Below are 23,223 nucleotides of genomic sequence, written 5' to 3'. Positions count from 1 at the left end.
GACGATATCCGACGTCATTTGACGATCCGGAATATCGTCCTTTTTGTTAATGGCATTTACAAAAGTGTTTAACTATATAATTAAATTTAGATATATTTAGTTATAACTGATTATATCCATGGAGGGAGTTTTATGTTAAGGATGATTAAAGGTTATATGGTTTTATCTATGGTTCTAGCAATGATGTTAGTTTTGCAGGCTGTGGCGCTGCGCAAAATACGAATACAAACGCGGGCACGGCCGCACCGGCGGAAAGTACAATTGAGCCAAGTGAGCAGCCGGCTGAAACGGTGGAACTGACGATCTCGAACGAACCTGACCTTTAGTTTTGTTGAATCCAGCGTTTGTGAATATTGTTTCTTTGAAATCTAATTTGTTTCATAGAATCCTTATTTGCGCAAGCACTCTTGATATACTTGCTTTATTGTACCTTCCAATGCATCGGTAAAGTGAAAGAAGAGTCGGATTAGTCCCATTGTTATGCCATTCAGCAGACGGGTATAATAAAATATTAACAACGTGTCTATGAAAGGGGATGGAAATGAAGCTTACACATAGCTTATGGCAATCATCTATTTATAAACGTTTGTTTATTGCCTTCATTGCAGCAACGATTCCGATCTATATTCTTGCCGGGATATTATATAGTTGGGCGTCAGGCCTGCTCAGGAAAGATATCGTGGACTCTGCCGAAACCCAGTCCGAGAACTATATAAGCGAGCTTAACGGGACACTGGGCCGCTTTAATTCACTCCAATATGACATGCTGAACGATACGTATCTGATCCAATTGGTCAATGCGTACGACATTCTTGAACCCTATCGCAAAATCGAATTGATTCATTTTTTACGGGCAAAGCTTGTGTCCATCCGGAATAGCAGCGACTTAATCGTAGACACACGACTATATCTGTCAAACATCGGAATAGAAATTTCGGCTGTCGATGGATATGGCTTGATGAAGGAGAATGTGATTACTCCTGCGATGCTTAATGATCCCTATAACATTATTTCATATAACGATAGTCTGCTTATCGTCGCATACCCCCTTGAGAGTGAATATAAAGATACTCCTGAAATTATCGTTGAAATCGAACTGCGAACTAGCGAACTGAAGCGGGGGGTTGAAGCGGCATTAGAAAAAGAATTTACAGGTGCACTCGTTCTTGGACTAGGCAGCAATGCCGATAATATAATTGCAGTTGCGGATGATAAACTAGAGCAACCAATTAAGGAGCATTATAGAAAGCTCGTACAGGTTGAGTCAGAATCATCAAACGAGCTGCCCCCCGCAGATTTGGGTAAAGACTATATCTTCGTTCACTCGGCTTTGACGGAGAGCCATTTATATGTCGATCATTATTTGTACAAGCCTACGATGTTTCGGACGATATCAGAGTATATTCAATGGTTTTGGATATTCTTCGGGGCGACTGTTATGATGGTTGCGCTTTATCTGTACTATGTCAACAGAGTAATTAATAAACCGATGGTGAAGCTTGTTCGTGCCTTTAAGCGAGTCGAGGAAGGCAATTTCGAGCTTAATATTCGCCATGACAAGGATGACGAATTCGGATATTTATATGAGCAATTCAATGAAATGCTTATCAATATGAAGGTATCCATCGATGAGGTGTACAATCAGCAGATTCATCGGCAAAATGCGGAGCTAAAGCAACTCCAGTCTCAGATCAACCCGCATTTCCTCTATAATTGTTTATTCAGTATTATCCGTCTTATTAAGATGCAGAAAGACGAGGAAGCGATACAGTTCACGAATCAACTCGCCAAGTATTTTCAATTCATCACACGCAGTAAGAGAGATACGGTGCCGCTTGAGAATGAAGCCTCGCATGCTCGCAATTACGTAATGCTCCAGCTTGCAAGATTCTCGGACAGAGTGTCCGTCGAGTTTGGTGAAGTGCCGGACAGTCTCAAGCCATTATCGGTCCCCCGTCTTATTATTCAACCATTAGTGGAAAATGCATTCGTGCACGGTTTAGAAAACGTGACCGAAGGAGGCATGCTCAGAGTAAGTTTTCTGGATGAAATAGAGAGAGCCGTCGTCGTAGTGGAGGATAATGGTGAAGACAGTGAGAATGGTTTGGCGAAGCTGTATGCTCTTCTATTAGGAGACCAGGAAGCTCAGGAGATTACAGGGATTTTGAACGTGCATAAGAGACTGCAATACAGCTACGGTGCTGGAAGCGGATTGCGGGCCAGCAGAAGCGAGCTTGGAGGCATAAAAATAGAATTGATAATCGAGCGGAAAGGTGCGATGGCAGATGTATCGGATGTTAATCGTGGATGACGAAAAGCTTCTGCTTGACGGATTGCACGAACTATTTCAGGAAAATGAAGGCCACCGGCTTGAGTTGTACAAGGCATCCAGCGGGCTTGAAGCGCTCAGGGCTATGTCAGAGAAGCGCATCGACATCTTGCTGTCTGATATAAAGATGCCCAAGATGTCGGGCTTGGAGCTTGGTGACCGGGTCAAGCAAAACTGGCCGGAGTGCAGGCTTATCTTTCTAACGGGCTTCGACGAATTTGATTATGTACATCATGCGATCAAGAACGGCGCCGAAAACTATATACTGAAGTCCGAGGGAGACGAAGCGATAGTTGAGGCGGTTCGCAAGACGATAGCGGAGCTCGAGGAGCAGCAGAAGATGGAGATGCTGATCAAGCAAGCACGCGAGATCCAGCGGCAGCAAGCGGGTTATCATCGCGCACTGTTCTTATCCGACCTGCTGGAGGGATTGCAGCCCAAGGACGAGCTCACATCGCAAACGTTGGAGGAACTCGGGATCAAACTTGCTATCGATCGGCCGCTCATTATGGCGGTTTCGAGGATGGATTTGGCCGCGGCTGCTATAAGGCTGCCCGAAAAGGAGCTATTGTTCACGGCTCTTTACTCTATATGTGTACGTTTTCTGTCCTCCTATGTAGTATATGCGGATGTTATTTATAATCGGGAGTATTATGTGCTGTTCATCCAGGCTCGCGAGAACGCCTTTCAAACGCAGGATCGGCTTATAACCTTTCTGCAAGGCTCGATTGAAACGATCCAGCAAACGGCAGAGAAATCTACGGGACACACATTCTCGTTTGCGCTTACGGATAAGTTCATAGAATGGGGCGACACATCAAAACAGTTCACGATCCTCAAAGCCTTCTTGTCCCGTTATTATGATGCGAAACAAATTATTATAACGGACAAAAATCTGCCGTTTATGGCCAAGCAGGATGAGGAAGATGTACGAGGATTCATCGAGGTGTTCCACAAACGAGCGAATGCTCTGGAGACATACATCGAATCCGGGCGAAAGGAAGAAGTGCAGTCGATCCTATCGGAACTCAAATCCTACGCAAAGTGGGAGGCAATCAACGAGATGAGGTATATGGAAATGTATTGTGCGGTCGCACTGCGGCTTCTGACGGCAGTTAACAAGTTCGGATTGGACCGTGACTCAGCCGCTGCTCCTCATATTGCTAAGCTCCTCCAGCCTGCCACCTTTCATTCGCGTAAGGAAAGCATAGCGACGCTTGAGCACATCGTTAATCTTTTCGATCATTATCATGCGGCTCAGTCTTCCAAAATGCGGGGAGATGCGCTGGGGAAAATCATCTTATATATCGAAACCCATTTGGATGGTGACCTTTCCGTAACGAACCTAGCGGAGCAGGTATACCTGAATCCGGATTATTTATCTAGAATGTTCAAGCAATCGAAGGGCATTACGATATCCGAATATATCGCCGCCTTGAAGGTTCAAAGAGCCAAAGAAATGCTTTCTGAGCCGCAAAGACTTGTGCAGGATATCGCCAAAGCACTTGGCTTCACGTCTGCCGGTTATTTCAGTCGCTTCTTCAAGAAGGAAACGGGGCAGACACCGCAGGAATTTCGGACAGCATAAGGAGGGAAATGGCTTTGAGGGGGCTGAAAATGGCAAAACGGAGCATGAAGTTTGCCACCACACTTCTTGCGGCAAGTATACTGGCCTCCTGCGCTGGCCAGACAAGCGATTCTGGCGTGACGCGAGACGAGGCAAGCGTTCCGCCTGATGGTCGTGGAAGTGTGGTGATGACGACCGGAGTAGGGATCGGAGACGTCATGTCGGACTTTACCGAAGAGAAGTGGGAGAATAGCGTTTGGTTACGCGCTTATCTGGACGAATTGGGTATTGATATGAAGGCTGCTTGGTATGCGAAGGGAAAGGAAGCGATCACGCAAAAGGTGAGCGTTGCGATCGCTTCCGGTAAGATTCCCGATTTGTTGGCCGTTAACAGTGAACAATTATCCTCGATCTCGAAAACGAACTTGTATACCGACCTGACAAGCGTATATGAAACCTATGCGACACCGCTGACCAAATCGATTTTGAATGAGGACGACAAGCGTTCGCTGGCGTCCGCTACGTTTGACGGAAAGCTTATAGCGATTCCAGGGCTTAACTCCGCTATTGACGGAGCATCATTCATGTGGATTCGCCAAGATTGGCTGGACAAGCTTGGGTTGAAAGTACCGGAAACGGCGAGCGCGCTGGAAGAGGTCATGAGAGCTTTTGAGGACCGAGACCCGGATGGTAACGGCAAGGCAGATACGATCGGTCTCGTACTGAGCAAAGATTTTTTGAATCAAGGCTTGGCGGAAGCTGTCGGTTTGTTTAATGCTTTTGACGCTTATCCGAAAATTTGGGTCAAAGACGAAAGCGGAAATCTAGCCTATGGAAGCGTTCAGCCTGAAGTGAAAGATGCGCTTGCCTTTTTGAGCCGCTTGTATAAGGAAGGAATCATTGAGACCGATTTTGCGGCGATGGACATACCTACGGCAGCAGAACTTGCAGCGAATGGAGAGGGGGGCGTCGTATTCGGCGCGATGTGGAACGGCATGTACCCGCTGCAAGGAACGAAGGATAGATTCAAGGATTCCGACTGGAGAGCTTACCCTATCGTGTCCAAGGATGAACAGCCCGCTCAGCCGCAAATCAAGCTGAATGTGGAACAATATTACGTCGTTCGAAGAGGCTACGAGCATCCGGAAGCTTTGATCAAGCTGATAAACTTTTGGACGGAGCTGAACTACGGCGATGCGGGGCAAGATAGGTACAATCGATTTCTAGGTCTGCCCCCGGCCCCCGGCCATCATTATACAGTAGCCAAAGTATGGAAATCGAATAAAAACCTGCAAGCTTATTTGGATATTAAAGACGCTCTCGAGAAGGGAGTGTTATCCAAGCTGAATGCCGAGGAAAAGGGCTACTATGACAATATTCTCAAATACAGCGCCGGCGACGATTCCTTTGCCCAATACGAAAAGGTATTTGGCAGAACGGGATCCTACGCCGTTATGAACGATTATGTACAACGTGATTTATTCAAAATGGACGAGTTTTATGGCGCTTCTACGGAAGCGATGAGGTCTCGATTGCTGACGATTGATCAAATGATTTCCGAATATTACACGAAAGTGATTATGGGGACAGAGTCTATTGACCAATTCGATGCTTTCGTCGCCAATCTTGGTCAAATCGGACTTGATGAAATAACGAAGGAAGTTAATGTATGGAAAGAAACAGACCGTGCAATGTTCTCCAAATGAATGATATGGAGAGCTGCATGGTCTTTTTTTTCATGAAGTCGGCAGAGTGCAAGGATTCTCGGAATTGTGAAATCGCTTTCTTATCCCTCGGACGATAAGCTTATTATGTAAGTAATTAAGAATGACAGGGGGAGCAAGCATGACAAATAACAAAAAGAAAGTAATGACACTTGCGGCAGCAACGCTTCTGAGCATCTCGCTTCTGGCGGGGTGCATTTCTAACGGCGGCAACAATGCACCTAGCAACGGGCAGTCAACCGACGGTGGCAATAATGGCGCGAATGCAGCGACCGAAGCTACGGTTGATCCGACGGCCAAGTTCGATCCGCCTATTGAATTGACAGTTGGCGTTGGAATCGGAGATCCCATCGCCGATGAATTTACCGAAGAGAAATGGGAAAACAGCGAATGGGTAAAAGCCTATAAGGAAGAGCTTGGCATTATCATCAAGCCTCTATGGTATACGAAAGGCGGAGACGCTGCGAAGCAGAAGATGAGCGTAGCCATTGCTTCGGGGGATATTCCCGATCTGATCGGCGTCAGTCAAGAACAGCTCGCATCCTTGTCCAAAACGAATCTATATACGGACTTAACGGACGTATATGAGAAATTCTCGACACCGTTGACGAAGCAAATTATTACGGAAGAAGGCAATACAGCGCTCGAATCGGCAACCTTCGGAGGCAAGCTAATCGCGATTCCGGGAACGAACTCTGCGATCGACGGCGCGTCCTTCCTATGGGCTAGGCAGGATTGGCTCGATAAGCTGAGTCTTCCGGTTCCGAAGACGACGGACGAGCTGTACACTGCAATGAAAGCTATTGTAGAGCAGGATCCTGACGGCAACGGCAAGAAGGATACGGTCGGCCTCATGCTGAACAAGGACTTCCTATCTCTCGGCGTCGCCGAAGCGCTCGGCCTATTCAATGCATTCGATGCTTACCCGAAAGCCTGGGTTCGCGGCGCGGATGGTAAGCTCGTCTACGGCAGTGCGCAGCCGGAAGTAAAGGACGCCCTTGCGTATTTAAACAAATTATACAAAGAAGGCTTGATTGAGAAGGACTTCGGCGCCAAGGATTCGGGCAAAGCAGCGGAGTTGGCTGCATCTGGACTTGTTGGCTTTAACTTCGGCGCGATGTGGAACGGCATGTACCCGATGCAGCAAACGAAGGACAATTTCCCGGACTCGAACTGGATGGCTTATCCGATTGTATCCAAGGATGATAAACCCGCTAATCCTCAAATCAAGCTGAACGTGGAAAGCTACTTTGTCATGCGCAAAGGCTATGAGCATCCTGAAGCGATTATGAAGCTGATCAATTTCTGGACGGAGCTGAACTACGGAGATACAACGCAAGAGGAATACGATAAGTTTTTGGGACCGGCGCCTGCTCCTGGCCATCATTATGCGGTAGCAAAGGCTTGGAAGGCACAGAAAAACTTGCAAGCCCATCTAAAAGTGACGGAGGCATTCAAGACAGGCGATACGTCTAAGCTGAATGCCGAAGAAAAAGGATATTTTGATAACATCCAAAAATACAAAGACGGCGACAATACCAATGCGCAATTCGAAAAGGTATTCGGTGAAACAGGTTCGTTCAGGTACATGAACGAGTATGTGAACGATAACCTGTTCAAAATGGACGAGTTTTACGGCGCTTCTACGGACGCTATGAAAAATCGCTTGAAGACGATCGAGCAAGCCGTTATCGAATATTACACGAAAGTAATTATGGGCTCTGACTCTATCGACAACTTCGATAAATTCGTCAACCAGCTGAACAAGCTAGGACTTGAAGATGTTACGAAGGAAGTCAATGATTGGGACGCTGCTAAGTAATCACTAATGAATTGAAAAAAGAAGAGAAGGAGAGACCTCAGTCGTCTCTCCTTCTATACGGATGGAGCGTGCATGTCGATGGAGATCAAAGGGACCCGCAAACGTCGGTTTTCTACTGGAGCTTATCATATGATGCTGCTGCCGGCGGTCATCCTGGTGCTTATTTACAGCTATGGGCCGATCGTTGGCGTCGTCATCGCTTTTCAAGATTTTATTCCTTCAAGCGGCTGGTTCGGCTCGGAGTGGATCGGCTTTGACAACTTTAAGTACGTATTCGGCATGCCGGATACGCTGCAGGTGATTGGCAATACGCTATTAATCTCATTAATGAAAATGGTCGTCGGAATCGTGTTCCCTCTAGGTCTGGCCATATTGCTTAACGAAGTGAAAAGCGCAATGTTTAAAAGAACCGTTCAAACAGTCGTCTACATGCCTTATTTTATTTCATGGATTATTTTATCCGGCATTCTGATCGATATTTTGTCACCATCGGGAGGAATCATCAACAATCTATTGCAACTTCTAGGATTCGAACCGATTTACTTCCTCGGAAGCGGCCCTTGGTTCCGCTTTGTCATCGTCGCTTCGCATATCTGGAAGGAGCTCGGCTTCGATACGATCGTATATTTGGCCGCTATACTTAGCATCGATAAATCGTTGTATGAAGCTGCCGCGCTAGACGGTGCGGGGCATATGAAGCAAATGTGGCATATCACGCTTCCAGGCATGCGACCTATAATTGTGCTGCTCAGCGTCCTAAGTCTTGGAAATATTTTGAATGCGGGCTTCGACCAAGTATTCAATTTATATAGTCCTCAAGTCTATTCCAGCGCGGATATTCTGGATACGTATGTATTTCGGATCGGCATGGAGCAAATGCAATACGGCGTAGCGACCGCTGTCGGCTTGTTCAAGTCGTTCGTATCCTTCGTCTTTATTTGTACATCCTACTTGCTCGCTTACAGGCTCGCCAACTACAGGATTTTCTAAGGAGGTATCATCTTATGATCGAACGGCGCACGCCTTCCCGGCTGCTATTTCTGTTTGCCAACTATATTTTTCTTGCCCTATTCTCGTTAACCTGCTTGTTCCCGATTATTCATATGGCGGCGATGTCGCTAAGCAGCAATGCGGCCGTTACGGCAGGGTGGGTAACCGTATGGCCTGTCGGATTTAATCTGGACTCCTATAAATATATTTTCAGCAACCATATTTTTATGAACACGGTAGGCGTATCCTTTCAAAGGCTAATTCTTGGCGTCCTTCTAAGCTTGTCGCTGACTGTTCTCGCAGCTTATCCGCTGTCCAAATCGAATTTGAAGTTTCGTTCGAGATCCGTATATTCATGGTTTTTCGTCGTGACGATGATCTTCAACGGGGGACTAATTCCGACCTTTATGGTCGTTAAGGAAACAGGATTAATGGATTCAATCTGGGCGCTTGTGCTTCCGTCTGCGGTTAATGTCTTCAACATCGTACTCATGCTTAATTTCTTCCGCACGCAGCCGGCCGAGCTGGAGGAATCGGCGCAAATGGACGGAGCGGGCACATGGAGAACGCTATGGAGCATTTACTTGCCGATATCCAAGCCGTCTTTGGCTACGATTGCGCTGTTCACGATTATTTTTCACTGGAATTCTTGGTTTGACGGCATGATCTATATGAACTCGCCATCCCATTATCCGCTGCAGACTTATCTGCGTACCGTTATCGTGGCCAGGGACTTAACGAATATGAATGCAAACGATCTGTCGCTGATTGCCAATATTTCGAACCGAACCGTCTTGGCGGCTCAGTTGTTCGTATCAATGTTGCCGGTCCTATGCATTTATCCATTCTTGCAAAAATATTTCGTTAAAGGGCTTGTATTAGGAAGCGTGAAGGGGTAAGTCGTTTATTACGATCTAGAAATCAGAGAGGTGTCCAATGAATCGAAATCGAAACCAATTAAAACAATCATTCATGGATCCGGGAATCCCGTTCCGCCCTGTTCCGTTCTGGGCTTGGAATGATGATTTGAAGCAGGAGGAATTGGACCGTCAGATCGACGGCTTCAAGGAGCAAGGCATGGGTGGATTTATGATGCATGTGCGCGAGGGCTTGGAAACTCCCTATTTGAGCGATGAATTCATGGAGCGTATCAAGGGAAGCGTGACCAAGGCAAAGGAATCCGGCATGAAAGCTTGGCTGTACGATGAAGATCGTTATTCCTCTGGCATGGGCGGCGGATTGGTCCCGAAGGCGGGCGGCGATGCGGTACGCGCCAAGGCGCTGACGCTGAGTTTGAGCCAATCCATGGAGTCTGGCGATGCGTCAATCGTTGCCGCTTATAAGGCAGTCATCAAGGGAGATCAAATAACAGAGCTATCCCGGCTTGTACCTGATAAAGGCGGAAATAGGCTTTATGGAAGTAGCGAGACTTACCTTGTATTTCGTGTTCGAATTGCCGCTAAGAACGATTGGTGCCATGGCGATACGTATACGGATTTAATGAATCCGGAGACGGCAAGGCTGTTTATCGAGAAAAATTATGAACCGTATCGGAAAGCGGTAGGGGAGGAATTCGGAAGAACCGTACCTGGCATATTCACCGACGAACCGACGGTGAAAGGATTTTCCGAACGGCTGGAAGAGCCGGAGCTGACGTGGATCGCTTGGAGCGAGGTACTTGCAAGCGAGTTTGAACGGAGAAGGGGCTATTCGATCTGGGAGCTGCTTCCTTTCTTTTTCTTTGGAGGGAAAGCTTCTGCTCAAATTCGGCATGACTACTGGTTAACGGTGGCAGAGACGTTCGGCGAATCGTATACGAAACAAATCGGCGATTGGTGCAGAGAGCAAGGCGTACAGTTCACCGGTCATTTTCATTCCGAAGGCAGTATCGTCGGACAGGTCCAGCATAGCGGATCCTTGATGTTGCATTATCGGTATATGGATATACCAGGCGTCGATACGCTGTGTGAGCAGACGGCCGAGCATTTGACGATAAAGCAAGTTTCCAGCATTGCCAATCAGCTGGGGAAGAAGCGGGTCATTACCGAGACGTACGGCGTTACGGGCTGGGATTTGACCTTCGAGAATAGAAGATGGATCGGCGATTGGCAATATGCGCTAGGGGTCAATCTGTTGACCCATCACCTTTCCTGGTATTCGCTCAGAGGGTGTCGCAAGCGCGATTACCCGCCATCCTTCAACTATCATACGAATTGGTGGAACCATAACCGGAAGATGGAGGATTATTACGCAAGGCTTAGCGCGGTGCTGAGCGAAGGCAAGCTTACCCGCAACGTGCTCGTCGTCCATCCCTCCACTTCAGTATGGACGAAGCTAGGACAAAGCGTCCATTCGGCTGCATGGAAAAACAACGCAGGCAACGAGACGCTGCTGGCGGATTACGACAAGTCGTTCAACTCATTCGTTAACCGACTAGTCGAGCTGCATATCGATTATGATCTGGGAGACGAGCTGATTATGAAGGAGTTCGCTAGGGCTGATGAAGAGCGGCTTATCGTTGGCGAGGCCAGCTATGAATTCGTTATTTTTCCGTCTCTTCACAATCTGATGTCCTCCACGGTTGAGGTGCTGCTAGCTTATATGAACGGAGGCGGCAAAGTAGCAGCGTTCGGGGCTATGCCATCATTATTGGATGGCCGATCGGAGAATCTTCATCGTTTGGAGGAGCTGCTTGATCATAAATGGTTTATCCGATTGCAGGATGCTGATGAGCTGGAGCCGTTGCTGAACGGGACTGCGTCAAGGGCGGTAAGCATTAAGGATGAGAATGGCTTAGAAGCGAAGCCGTTTCTTCATATGCATCGGCAAATGAACGGATGCACAGTTGCATTTATCGTAAATAATGATCGGGATAATGGTCATCAGGTAGAGATTCGGCTTTCAGGCGGCCAATCCTTGGAGGAATGGGATGTTTGGACGGGGAAGGTAATAACACGATCCGTTCGCTTGGAAGAAGGCGGAGTTGCGTTCAAAGAAAATTTTGAACCGGCGCAGTCCAAGCTTTACGTTATAGGGAATGATCTGTCTGGGCAAATGGAGCAATTGGCTGATTCTGAAACTGAGCTTGATTGCTCACGCAATAAACAGGCAACGGAGCTGAAGCCTGTTTCCTTCCAACGGACCGCACCTAACGTACTTATTCTCGATCAATGCCAATTTCGAATGAAGGAAGAACAATGGTCGGAACCAATGGAGGTCTGGAGAGCCCAGCGGATCATCCGCGAGCGGCTAGGCATGCGCCAAGTCCTGCATTCCGGCAATCTGCAGCGGTATTTCTGGATTCATGAGGAACATCCCGGTAACGAGACACCATTCGAGCTGCGATTTACGTTCACTGCAGCAGAAGTACCTTCAAACGATACGTACTTCGTATTCGAGGATGCACACCGCTTCGATTTTGAGCTTAATGGAAGGCGTATTGACGCAGAACCAGATGGCTACTACTTGGATGTGAGCATGAAGAAGGTGAAGCTACCGACTTTGCGGGAGGGTGTGAACACGCTTGATGTTTTTATCGCGTACTGCAACGACATGGAGCTGGAGAATGGCTATATAATTGGAGACTTTGCGGTCGACTCTTATCGCAGAATTGTGGACGAACCTAGCAATCTGAGTTACGGAGACTGGCGTAGTCAAGGTTATCCTTATTATTGCGGCAGTATGAATTATTGTTTCGAGATTGAGAAGGAAACTAACGCAGGCAACGGATACAGTCTGGTGTTTGGCCGTTATGAAGCTGTGCTGATGGACGTGAAAGTGAATGGGGCGGCGTGCAAGATGATTCCTTGGCGATGCGAAGCCTATGTGGATTTGGATCCGTTTTTAGTGACAGATGGAGAAAATCGAGTCGTTATCGAGGTCGTAGGCAGCCCGCGCAATTTGTTTGGTCCGCTCCATCAATTGGATACTAATCCCAAATGGATGGATTGGTGGTCATTCCACCCCGAGGACAACGATTATACGACCGAATACAGAGGTACTCCATACGGGTTAATAGATCCGGTTAGATTGCTGCGTTCCAGCAAATAGAACGAGGTGATAAGAAATGATGAGACCGGTACGTTTAAAGATCAATAACTATTACTCTCCCTTGGGGATTGATACGGCTATTCCTATATTTGGCTGGCAATTGGAAAGCGAGCAGCAGAATCAGAGTCAGACTTACTATCGAATCATACTCGCTAAACGAGAGGAGTCGGTTATTGATTGTGAACAACTGCTTTGGGACAGCGGAAAGGTGAGCTCTTCCGAGCAATTAGGCATTGTCTATCAAGGGCAACCGCTTCAAAGCGTTACTGCGTACTATTGGAGAGTAGCTGTATGGGATCAGCATGACGTATTGGCATGGAGCGAAGTGCAAACGCTGTTTACTGGCTATCTGAACGCTGAAACCTGGAAGGCCGAGTGGATCGGTAGTGGCGAAACCAAACCCTTTTACGCCAGAACGGAATTTGCCACGGAGGGAAGAGTCAAGTGCGCCTATGCGCTCGTATCGGGTCTTGGCCACTTCAAGCTGTACATGAACGGCGAGAAAGTCGGCCCCAATGAGATGGATCCGGGCTGGACCAATTATACAAAGTCCGTACAATATGTTTGCTTTGATGTGACGGACAGGATTCGCGAAGGCAGTAATGTAATCGGGTTTTCGGTTGGTAACGGATTTTATGCGGGAGATGCGGGAGATCGGCATTTCTATACGATAGGAAAAGGTTACGTGCCCTACGGCGCCGAGCTGATTGCAATTGGAGAATGGCATATTGAATATGAAGACGGCTCCGTTCTATATGTAAGGACTGAGGGCGAAAACTGGAAAGTTCGCGAGAGCGCGACGACGCTAGCGAACGTGTACGGCTCCGAAAATTTCGACGCGAGGCTATATCCGAATGGATGGTACGGATTTGCTTTCGACGATTCGGGTTGGGAGACTGCCAAGGTGTTGGCTTCCCCTGTCGGTAATCTCGTGAGCCAGAACCAGCCGCCGATTACGGTGAGAACGGTCTACGATACGATCGGAATCGAAGAGCCGCTCGAGCAAGTGTATATTTACGATTTGGGCCAAAATATGTCTGGCATGTTCGAAATTTATGTCAGCGGGCCTGCCGGCTCTAAAGTCACTATAAAACCTGGCGAACTACGGAACGAGGACGGTACGGTAGCTACCCCGTGGGACATTGTTACCTATTCCGAGTACACGCTAGCCGGTACAGGGGAGATCGAATTATGGAAGCCCGACTTCTCCTGCTTTGGTGCGAGATGGGTGCAGATCGAAGGCTGCACCCGTGATGGATCCGACAAGTCTAAGCCGATCATTCATGATGTCAAGGGACATTTCGTAACATCGGCATCAGAGGATGTGGGTCGACTGGAGACAGATGATCCTCGCATAACGAAGCTTGCTCAGATTATTATCAAAGCGATCGAGAGCAATCTGCAAAGCGTGCATTCCGATTGCCCGACGATCGAGAAGCTGGGTTGGGTCGAGACGGCAAGTCTGATGGGCCCTTCGATTATGTACGTAAAGAGTGTCGAGGAGTTATGGCTGAAAATTACGCGAGATATGATGGAAGCTCAGACGGAGGAAGGCTTAATTCCTGATATAGCACCGGAATATTCGAGATTTAGCGATGGTTTCCGTGATTCGATAGCATGGGGAAGCGCGATTATTCTCGTTCCCGATCTGCTGATGAACACCTACGGCAACCGGACAGCCATGGAAGAAGCCTATCCGGCCATGAAAGCTTATTTGGATTATTTGAAGTCGAGGGAAGAAGACGGAGGACTTATTAATCATGGACTCGGGGACTGGGGCATTGCGCCGCAGACCGGCGGAGACTACGTCGAGAACGTAGAGACAGCTTTTTATTATGAGAGCTACAGGTTAACGTCTAAGTTCGCGTCCTTTCTCGGGCTAGTCAGCGATGCGGAGCATTACGCGGCGGAAGCGGAACGGGTGAAGCGATGCTATAATGCGAAACTATTGCGCCGGATCGGGAGCGAAGGTGAAGCGCGTTATGCCTATTGTAGGCTGAACGGAGAATTCGATCCGCTGAATCAGGTGGTTCAGGCAATTCCGCTTTACTTTGGACTCGTGGATGAAGAGTATCGTTCCGATATTGAATCGGCGCTATTGCATGCGGCGTCAGGGCGACAGCTGCGATCGGGAGAGATAGGGCTTCGTTATTTGTTTGGCGCGCTTGCTGGAATGAAACGAAACGATATTGTATTCGATATGATGATGCAGCCCGAGCATCCGAGCTATATTCGGTTCGTCGAACGCGGCGAAACAGCGCTGCCTGAATTCTGGACGGATGATTCCCGTTCCCGAAACCACGATATGATGGGACATATTTTGGAGTGGCTGTATAAGGAACTGCTAGGAATATCGTCAGTACGGAATGCTTACAAGGAAATCCTCATTGCACCAGGTTGTTCGGGCTTAATCCAACGTGTAACAGGCAGCCATCGCTCTGTTAGAGGCGAGATTCATGTCGATTTCATATCCGAGGCGAGTGGCTTGCGGTTAGCAGTCAGCTTGCCTCCGAATACAAGCGGAATGATTAAACTTCCTATTGCGTCGGATGAAACGGTAATCATGGAAAGTGACACTTTGATCAACTTTGAAATTGTTCAAGAGCATGGGCGTCTATTTGCAATTAGTCGCGTAGGTTCAGGAAGTTACCAATTTGAAGTGCGAGAAAAAGCAGTTTAACCAAAGGATGTAAATTGACGGCCGATATTCATTAAAGTTTGAACTTTTGTTCACCCAGGAACCTGAAACTGTTTTCCGTGACATTACTAATCCTGACTACTTCTCGCTGGTTCCCGTTTGCGACAGGTAATATGGAACTCAAACCAGGTGGTAAGATTGCTTTTGACTGAACATTGAATTGCAATTGGAAGACGAAGGATGTAGGATGCTTTTCTCGCACACTTTCAATGATCGATCGATGGCGGTCATGAGCTCTGCAGGTAGCACAGAAGTCTGGATGTACTTCGCCTAATAGTCAACGGGCATCTTGTTGAATGGAAAGATATAATTCAACTGAGTTAAGAGAGTTTTATAAGGAAGCATTGAATTAAAAATTATTAGAAAGATAAATGTCCATTCATTAAGGTTAATAGGTGATGATTGTGCCAAGTGAACAGGCTACCGATAAATTCGGTAGCCTGTTTACTTGGCAGATTTTCTTTATACATCATGCATTTTACTGGTTAGATTAACCGAATGTGTATGATACTAACCATGTCGGATGACAAGAACATCTATACAATCCCGTGAGCCAATATGCTATACCAGCTAATAGCTTGTCAACATTTCCAGCAAAACAACTCGAAATCCTATGTTCTAGTGATTAATAAGCATGCCAACAACCTTCCAATTCGAGTCACATTGTAAGGTTATACCATCACTTTTTTCTTTGCTGGACGGATGAATAAACAAGAATGAAAATGCTTTCATTTTAACACGCGTCCATCGACACTTCTGTTGAACAGCGATAAAGAGCTGTACCTCAAGGTATTCAGCCTTGTGAGACAGTCCTTCGCAAAGATGCAAGCCGCTGATCTTATAAAGTTAGAATATCTACTCCCAGAGCTGGCAGCGTCATCTTCTGCTCCGATCTCTCGCTCGTCAACAAGCTGCGATAGGGAACGTCAAGCGTAACCTCTCGTTGCTCATTCGTCAAATTGATCAGGAACAGGAAGCTTTCCTCACCCTTCGTTCGAATCGACAGCTCGACACCTTCCGGCAGCTGGAGCTTGGGCGCCAAGTCTTTTTCCTTCAATATGCCTTCGAACAGCTGATAGAAATACGATGGCTCCGGCCAAGTGCCGACATAATACACATCACCTTCACCAAGCTTATTGACAGTAACCGCCGGCACACCCTCGTAAAAGTCGTTGTCATACCAGGCAATCGGTTCTGCTCCTCGCAGTTCCAGCAGATCGCACCATTGCTTCGCAGCGAATGTCTGGCCCTCCGCGTTCCGAATCCGATGCTCGCTGTTGCCGATTGCATCATATTCACTAACGACAACACCCGCCGCTTCCGCCAGCAGCCCCGGCAGAGGCAGCATCTCACATACATTCCTCATGTTCTTCACGCCTGTCCGATTGGTGAGGACGACCGTGCCGCCCCCGGCTGCGAATCGCTCCAGCCGCTGCGCTGCTTCTTCACTTAACAGAAAGAGGGAAGGGACAATGACCAGCTTGTAGCCATCGAGCTCCTCGGTCCAGTTGATAACGTCCGTACCGACGCCCATTTTCAGAAATGCATTGTGCATAGAGGACAAGTTGTCCATATAGTGCATTCTCCCCTCCGCTTGCGCCTGAAGGGAAAGCGCCGTATGCTGATCATGCGAATGCAGAATCGCAACCTGGGTAACGATTGTCGAGCCGGCCAACAGTTCTCCTAGCCGGTTCACCTCGCGAGTAAGCTCCGCGAACTCCCTGAACCTGCGTCCAGGAACATTGCTATGGTCGATAAGCCCATGCCAGAACTGTTCGGCTCCGACGGCAGCACTCCGCCAGCGGAAATGGACGACCATATCGGCGCCGCGGGCGATTGTCTGCCAGGAACGAGCTCGGATCAGTCCAGGATAAGGGGTGCGCTGAATCGGCATCCAGGCGCCCTGCGCTCCGCTCAGCTGCTCCATTACCCAGAAATTGCGGCGCTTGATGCCGCGAACCAAGTCCAGCGACAGCGCTCCGTTCCTAGGAAACCGATCGCCATAATCGCGATACAGCTCATTCGGATAATAATCGACAGAGACGAAGTCCAGCTCTTTGTGGAGATCATAATAGTCCAGGCTATTCGGGAATTGCCACATGTTATGCGTCACGAATTGGCCTGGACAGTTGCTGCGTAGAATTTCAAGCTGCCATCCCAGCAGATAGCCTACGCTGTCCGAGCAGAACCGCTTATACTCCAGAAGATAGGAAGGATTCATCGGCTTGCTGGTACCGAGCGGCGTCGTTACCTCGGCCCAGCTGCTGTACTCCCCGCTCCAGACGACCGTGCCCCACTCCCGGTTCAACTCTTCCAGACTGGAATAACGCTTCTGCAGCCAAGCGACAAATGCACGATTGCACGTATCGCAATGGCATTCCTGGTAGTGCATCTCGTTATCGATTTGCCAGCCAATGACGGCGGGATGCTTCGCATAGCGCTGTGACATCGCTTCCACAAATTTGGAGCCCAGCATTCTCAAGGAATAGCTGTTGTTGCAACGATGTCCACGCACACCCGGCCGGATTATTTGACGTTGCTCATCCATTGGCAGCACATCCGGATAACGTGTTGTCATCCAGTTCGGCGGGGTATTGGTAGGTGTGCATAACACGATCTCCATGCCGCGCGCGGCGAATACTTCTATAGCAGCATCCAACCATTCAAACCGATAATCACCCTCGGTCGGTTCCATTCGGCTCCAGGCGAACTCTGCCATTCGCACAACAGCAACACCCGTCTCTTGCATAAGCGCTGCATCCTTCTCCCATAGCTCGGGAGTCCATTGCTCTGGATAATAATCAATTCCGATCTTAATCGTCATCCTGTGATCTCCTTTATTCATCAATATATTGCGATTATATGCTATATTAATTGGAGTGAATATCTTAAATAATTAATACGATATAATAATATTAAGTTAACAGGAGAGTTGGTCGCATGCCTCATCCCAATCGCGCTTTCCCGGTACTATCCGCCCGAGACAAGCTGCTCCCTTTTTATTTGCTCGGCATTGGTCTGCATCATGAACAGGAGCATATACGCCGAGACCCAGGCATTCAGGATTATCAGTGGATTCAATGCCGTAGTGGCGAGGGCAAGCTCAAGCTAAGTGAAACGGAGCATATCGTCAAGCAAGGCATGGGCATGCTGCTGTTCCCCGGACAGAAGCACGAATACTATGCTTTATCGGGGAGCTGGGAAGTCGACTGGATCATCTTCGATGGCAGCGGGTCAGCGAACTTGTTTGAAACAGTCGGCATTGTAGACACATGCGTATTCGCGCTCGCATCGCCCGAATACCTTCTATCCCGAATGCGGGAGCTGCTGCAAGCTGCCCTTACGCCGCAAGAGCGAACGTTAAGCAATTACGCCTGCTCCGCCATCCTCTATACCTTATTGACGGAGATTATTCAGCGCGTCTCTGTCGAGGGCAGCGATTCCGTCGGGCAGCAGTATGAGCGGTTAAAGCCGGTCCTGGACTATATTGACCAGCATTATGCCGAAGAGATTACTTTGCAGACGCTCGCCGGACTGATGTGCGTCACACCGGAATACTTCTGCCATTTATTCAAGAAGACAACAGGCATTCGTCCCATCAGCTATGTCAATCAGGTAAGGATCAACAAGAGCAAGGAACTGCTGCTCGACAATGTGCAGCGCGGGATGCAGGATATTGCTCATCAAGTCGGCTTCGAATCTGCCAGCTATTATGGAGCAATCTTCAAGAAGCTGGAACGGCTCACACCCGGCGCCTTCCGCCGCAGCTATCAGAAGTCGTAACACATGTACTGTCCAAGTGCGTTCGGGGAGTAAATGTGTACCTTGTCAACTTGGAAGCAAAATCATTGGACATAAAAATCGCGTTATCCAAATGGGATAACGCGATTTTTTCAGGATTTCGGTATGACTAACTCCAATATCCTCATTAGTACGGTAACAGCCTTCCAACCGAGCTCTTTTTGCGTCCAATTGCTATTTGCCGGAGTATGCAAAGATACTGTAAGACTGAACCAGGAAAGTTTGATAATCGCTTTCAATCTGTTTGCGCTACTCAAAGGTAAATTCAGTTTTTTGCTAACTGTAGTAGCAATCTGCTTTACAGACACGCCCTCTGCCGCCGCGTGATAAACAGAACGGCCGCACCCCGATTTTCTCGGTCCACAGTGGTGGTTGGATATGGATATTATTATGGACTAAGCGCGACAACGCGGAATGAAGGTGTGGCTGCTTGATGACGATCACTTCCCGACGAGACATGAAGCGAGTAAGGTTAAGGAGGCTCCGGAAGAGCTGCACCGCAAGTTTCTGGCTGAACGTTATCTTGATGCGATAGGCCCTGCGCGTGGAGCCTTTCTTTTGCTCGATACCTTGCTGATGAACAGGCTTCGGCCGGCGATCTCAACCACTCCGAAACGCGTGCGGCGTTAATAAGCTGATCTCCGTTGCTCGGAATTCAGTCCGCATCTTTCTTTATATCGTTTATGAGGCTGTATATGAACGGTATAAAGAAGATTTCGGCAGCACCTTTGCGGGATTTTTCTCGGATGAACCCGGATTGATAAAACGAATTTTGACTTCCATTTAAAGCCAGGAAAAAAAGGAGTGCCGCTCCCTTGGAGCAGTGAAATGCCAGCATTGCTTGAGCAGGCATTAGGCAAAGATTACCGCAAGCATCTCTATCTTCTCTAGCAGGAAGATGCGGAAGAACAATGTAATGCCATACTATACGCGTATATGAGTATCAGGCTCTACGCGGACAACTTCTGCAGCCAGATCGGAGATTGGTGCAGAGCCCGGGGAGTCGAATATATTGGACATGTACTCGAAGATAACAACGTACATGCGAGGCTTGGTCCAGGTCTGGGTCCGGGGCCAGTGGTTCCGGGGGTATTCGTCAGCAGCATTAATAAAACAACGGTAGGAATTCAAAGAGCCCCGAACACATAATAATGCGAGGGCTCTTTGTGTATTAAAATGGGCGACAGGATATTTAACAACTTTATCTTAAGTTTGCAGTCATCAAAATGCCAGTCAACAAGTCCTCTAAGTGTTAGAAAGGGGGGGGGATATACTTTTATAATGATTATTGAACCGTCTACTAACATGGCATTTGAAGCGGACTCACATGCCCTGCAACATCATATTGTCATAAGAAATCTACGTTCGGAGGTAAACAATGAAACTTAATTCGCAGCATGCGGCTTCATCATCTACCGTTTATAATGGGACTCAGGATCCTGAATTTCAATATCCCTATGTAAATGTCGATGAATGGCGAGATCTGCCGGTACGGCATCGGTATATTCACGGAGGATTCGAAGGTACGAACACCAGATTTTCGTTTTACTTTCCGCCTAAAGAAAGCTATGAAAAACGCTTTTTCCAATTTCTCGCTCCTGTTCAAGGGAGTGAAAATTCGGAGCAAAGCAAGGTTGGTGCAGAAAGCAAAATTGGATTCGCGGTATCCAGCGGAGCATATTTTGTAGAATCCAATATGGGTGGCATGTCCACAAATGACTATACTCGGATTAATCGCGCGAGTGCAGCCGTGGCGCAATATTCCAGATTCAAAGCATCAGAATTATATGGTCCTCATCGCCCTTATGGTTATGTTTACGGCGGTAGCGGTGGAGGTTTAAAACACTAGGCTGCATCGTGTTCACGCCGGGCTGTACAACTGCCGTCAAATTTTCAAGATCAATCTCCAGTATCCGATTCATTCTGTGCATAACCATAACAACGCCGCCAGTAACAGGAACAGTTCCTCCGCATAAGTTCGTTCCCGAGCCGCGGGTGATCAAGGGAATACGATGACGATGGAGAACCTTCATAATTGCAGCTATCTGCTCGGTCGTTTCCGGATAAATAACGCCGTCAGGCAGTGCTTGCTGCATCGGCGTGCCGTCATAGGAATGGGTAATCAGCGACTGGGGATCGTCTTTAAAATAGGAATCGCCTACTATCGTTTTTAATTCGCCTTTAATTTCGATGCTCAACATTGCAAGTCCCCCCGGAATGAAAATGGACGAGAAACACAAACGGCTCTTTATAGCGTACAGCAGAGAGGAGCGTCGGTTTCTCGTCATTGAAATATGGAAAGATACAAACAAAATCAAGATTGTGTTTCCCTTTCAGTAATCTTTTCTATCAGCATGCAACTCCCCGCTTGATCCTCGAATAAAGAACAAATGAATTTATCTAGTAAATTGGAGTCGAAAACTTCTATGAAACAAAGTAGTATGCAGAATTACTTGGGGAAATTAGGTCCCGGTAAAAATACATATCTGCCGTTAGATAGACTTGAGGGATTCCATGGAGAATGAAAAACAGCTATCAGCGAAAAACCTGATCGCTGTTTTTTGTGCATCACAGCCATTGTTACGGGAATGGTACCAAGTTCTTGTCGTCCTACATTTAACTAACCTTGGCTGCCATTACACATAATAAATAAAATTAAAGTAGATGCAGATAGAGGGCGAATTTAAGTTAACAAGGAACGCTAGTTCAAAGCTTTCAGATTAAAACCTCCTATTAGAAGCAAACTAGATTTAAGAGCTTCTAAACGGGAGGTTTTGTTATGAATTTGAGAGAGCTGTGACGATTGTATGAGGCTGACAAACGTATTTCAAGGATTTAGTCCGAAAACATTAAAAGCCTATATCCTCCAGCACATTAACGGAGGAAATAACATGTATTTGGGTTTTTATCCCTCGAGGATTGAATACTCTTCTTTGCTTTCATGGGAAACGGAGATCCATCTTTTAACAAAACGGTCGATTTGCCTACGAAATATCAGTTAAAAAAGGTTAAAAAAATAGTTAAAACTACATTTTAACCAAAACGGCATTTATTAAGCCGGATATACATTGTGATTGACATAAAAAAAGGTCATATGATAGGATTTGTTTAACTAAAAGAACGATTATTTTACTAAAGGGCTGATGGAATTGGCGACCATAACGGATATCGCAAAAGTGGCTGAGGTATCGATTGCAACGGTATCCAGAGTTCTCAATGAAGATCCGACGCTTTCGGTTACAAAGGAAACAAAAGAAAGAATCATCTTCATTGCAAACCAATTGGGATATCAAAACAAAGTGAGGAAAGCTCCAAAGCGGCCAAAGAAGGATAACATACCGAAAATTGGTCTGTTAATGTGGTGTTCGATGGAGGATGAATACGATGATCCCTACTACCACACCATAAGGCAAGGGATTGAGAAGCAATCGAAGGAAGCGGGTTTTGAACTCGCGAAAACCATAAGGATGAATCAGTTTAGGCAAGATGAAACGATGAATCACTTGGATGGCATGATTGTGGTAGCTAAGGTTTCTATGAGTGATATGGAGAAAATATATCCCCGCGATAATCGTGTGGTGTTTGTAAACAGCCTCCCTCCGGATCATCAAAAATATGATTGTGTTATTTCTGACTTGGGGAACGGTACAGAGCAAGCCCTGAATTACTTGTTGCAGTTGGGACATACCCGTATTGGCTTTATCGGTGGACGGGAATATTCTCTGAAACCAGGTTTTAACAAGGGTGATGAAGAGTTTGAAGTTCGGTACAGAACGTTTGAACGAATCGCGAAGGATCAAGGCTACTGTAAGGAATCCGATATCTATATTGGGGAATGGAATTCGGCAAGCGGATATGAGCTCATGTTAACGGCCATTGCAAATGGGGATATGCCGACAGCTTTCTTTGCCGCGAATGACCCGATCGCAATCGGTGCGATGCGTGCATTGCATGAAGCGGGAATCCGGATTCCACAAGATGTTACGATCATTGGTTTTGACGATATCGACTTATCTGCTTATGTACATCCGCCGTTGACAACAGTAAAGCTTTATGCTGAGCAAATGGGGAAAACAGCTGTGAATCTTCTTCTTGAACGGATAAGAGGGCGAGAAGTACCGTTAACAGTAATCATACCTACGACACTGGTGGTACGCGGGAGCAGTGGCAGGTATACGAAAGAGTGACGTACAAAGTACGAATCGAATTTAGAACCACATTTTTTCTGAACGAAGGGGCTGA

Annotated in this window: 12 protein-coding genes and 2 pseudogenes; 12 read left to right on the top strand and 2 right to left on the bottom strand. The window is 47.3% G+C overall.

What is annotated here, in order from left to right; translation table 11 throughout:
* Nucleotides 1–541 precede the first annotated feature (541 nt).
* The 8 genes from MRBLPE1_RS05830 to MRBLPE1_RS05795 all read left to right on the top strand — a co-directional run bounded on the left by MRBLPE1_RS05830 (nucleotide 542) and on the right by MRBLPE1_RS05795 (nucleotide 15,162).
* Entirely contained in the window at nucleotides 542–2,311 is a 1,770-nt protein-coding gene (locus MRBLPE1_RS05830; RefSeq protein ID WP_364142706.1) for a sensor histidine kinase, read from the top strand.
* On the top strand, nucleotides 2,286–3,917 hold the full coding sequence (locus MRBLPE1_RS05825; RefSeq protein WP_364142703.1) for a response regulator: 1,632 nt from the start codon (nucleotides 2,286–2,288) through the stop codon (nucleotides 3,915–3,917). The genes MRBLPE1_RS05830 and MRBLPE1_RS05825 overlap by 26 nt, the downstream gene beginning before the upstream one ends.
* Before the next feature lie 29 nt (nucleotides 3,918–3,946).
* Nucleotides 3,947–5,602: an extracellular solute-binding protein gene (locus tag MRBLPE1_RS05820; protein WP_364142701.1), complete on the top strand. Its 1,656-nt coding sequence runs from the start codon at nucleotides 3,947–3,949 to the stop codon at nucleotides 5,600–5,602.
* 139 nt (nucleotides 5,603–5,741) lie between these two features.
* On the top strand, nucleotides 5,742–7,442 hold the full coding sequence (locus MRBLPE1_RS05815) for an extracellular solute-binding protein (RefSeq protein ID WP_364142698.1): 1,701 nt from the start codon (nucleotides 5,742–5,744) through the stop codon (nucleotides 7,440–7,442).
* A gap of 72 nt (nucleotides 7,443–7,514) precedes the next feature.
* Nucleotides 7,515–8,432 carry an ABC transporter permease gene (locus MRBLPE1_RS05810; RefSeq protein ID WP_414698831.1) on the top strand — a complete coding sequence of 306 codons (918 nt, stop codon included), beginning with the start codon at nucleotides 7,515–7,517 and terminating at the stop codon, nucleotides 8,430–8,432.
* Nucleotides 8,433–8,446: 14 nt separating this feature from the next.
* Complete coding sequence (locus MRBLPE1_RS05805; protein WP_364142693.1) at nucleotides 8,447–9,331, top strand: carbohydrate ABC transporter permease; 885 nt, start codon at nucleotides 8,447–8,449, stop codon at nucleotides 9,329–9,331.
* 37 nt (nucleotides 9,332–9,368) lie between these two features.
* Complete coding sequence (locus MRBLPE1_RS05800) at nucleotides 9,369–12,482, top strand: glycosyl hydrolase (protein ID WP_364142691.1); 3,114 nt, start codon at nucleotides 9,369–9,371, stop codon at nucleotides 12,480–12,482.
* Nucleotides 12,483–12,498: 16 nt separating this feature from the next.
* Entirely contained in the window at nucleotides 12,499–15,162 is a 2,664-nt protein-coding gene (locus tag MRBLPE1_RS05795) for a family 78 glycoside hydrolase catalytic domain (protein WP_364142689.1), read from the top strand.
* A gap of 856 nt (nucleotides 15,163–16,018) precedes the next feature.
* Here the strand turns inward: MRBLPE1_RS05795 and MRBLPE1_RS05790 are convergent.
* Complete coding sequence (locus MRBLPE1_RS05790; RefSeq protein ID WP_364142686.1) at nucleotides 16,019–18,004, bottom strand: beta-galactosidase; 1,986 nt, start codon at nucleotides 18,002–18,004, stop codon at nucleotides 16,019–16,021.
* A 116-nt stretch (nucleotides 18,005–18,120) separates the two neighbouring features.
* Between MRBLPE1_RS05790 and MRBLPE1_RS05785 the strand changes: the two genes are divergently transcribed.
* The 3 genes and pseudogenes from MRBLPE1_RS05785 to MRBLPE1_RS05775 all read left to right on the top strand — a co-directional run bounded on the left by MRBLPE1_RS05785 (nucleotide 18,121) and on the right by MRBLPE1_RS05775 (nucleotide 20,830).
* Entirely contained in the window at nucleotides 18,121–18,963 is an 843-nt protein-coding gene (locus tag MRBLPE1_RS05785; RefSeq protein ID WP_364142683.1) for a helix-turn-helix transcriptional regulator, read from the top strand.
* Between the two features lie 354 nt (nucleotides 18,964–19,317).
* Nucleotides 19,318–20,049 (top strand): annotated as a pseudogene (locus MRBLPE1_RS33140) (glycosyl transferase family 2); the annotation flags it as partial.
* A gap of 310 nt (nucleotides 20,050–20,359) precedes the next feature.
* Nucleotides 20,360–20,830, top strand: coding sequence for a hypothetical protein (locus tag MRBLPE1_RS05775; protein WP_364142678.1), 471 nt, complete (start codon nucleotides 20,360–20,362; stop codon nucleotides 20,828–20,830).
* A gap of 1 nt (nucleotide 20,831) precedes the next feature.
* On the opposite strand, the pseudogene MRBLPE1_RS05770 reads toward MRBLPE1_RS05775, so the two are convergent.
* Nucleotides 20,832–21,182: pseudogene (locus tag MRBLPE1_RS05770) on the bottom strand (FAD-binding oxidoreductase); the annotation flags it as partial.
* 948 nt (nucleotides 21,183–22,130) lie between these two features.
* Here MRBLPE1_RS05770 and MRBLPE1_RS05765 point away from each other — a divergent pair.
* Nucleotides 22,131–23,168, top strand: coding sequence for a LacI family DNA-binding transcriptional regulator (locus MRBLPE1_RS05765; RefSeq protein ID WP_364142675.1), 1,038 nt, complete (start codon nucleotides 22,131–22,133; stop codon nucleotides 23,166–23,168).
* The last annotated feature ends 55 nt before the right edge of the window (nucleotides 23,169–23,223 follow it).

It is taken from the genome of Paenibacillus sp. LPE1-1-1.1 (assembly GCF_040676435.1).
In the GTDB taxonomy this organism is placed as follows: Bacteria; Bacillota; Bacilli; order Paenibacillales; family Paenibacillaceae; genus Pristimantibacillus.
The sequence above is the reverse complement of the archived record's forward strand: the minus strand, read 5'-3'. Positions and strand labels throughout refer to the sequence as shown.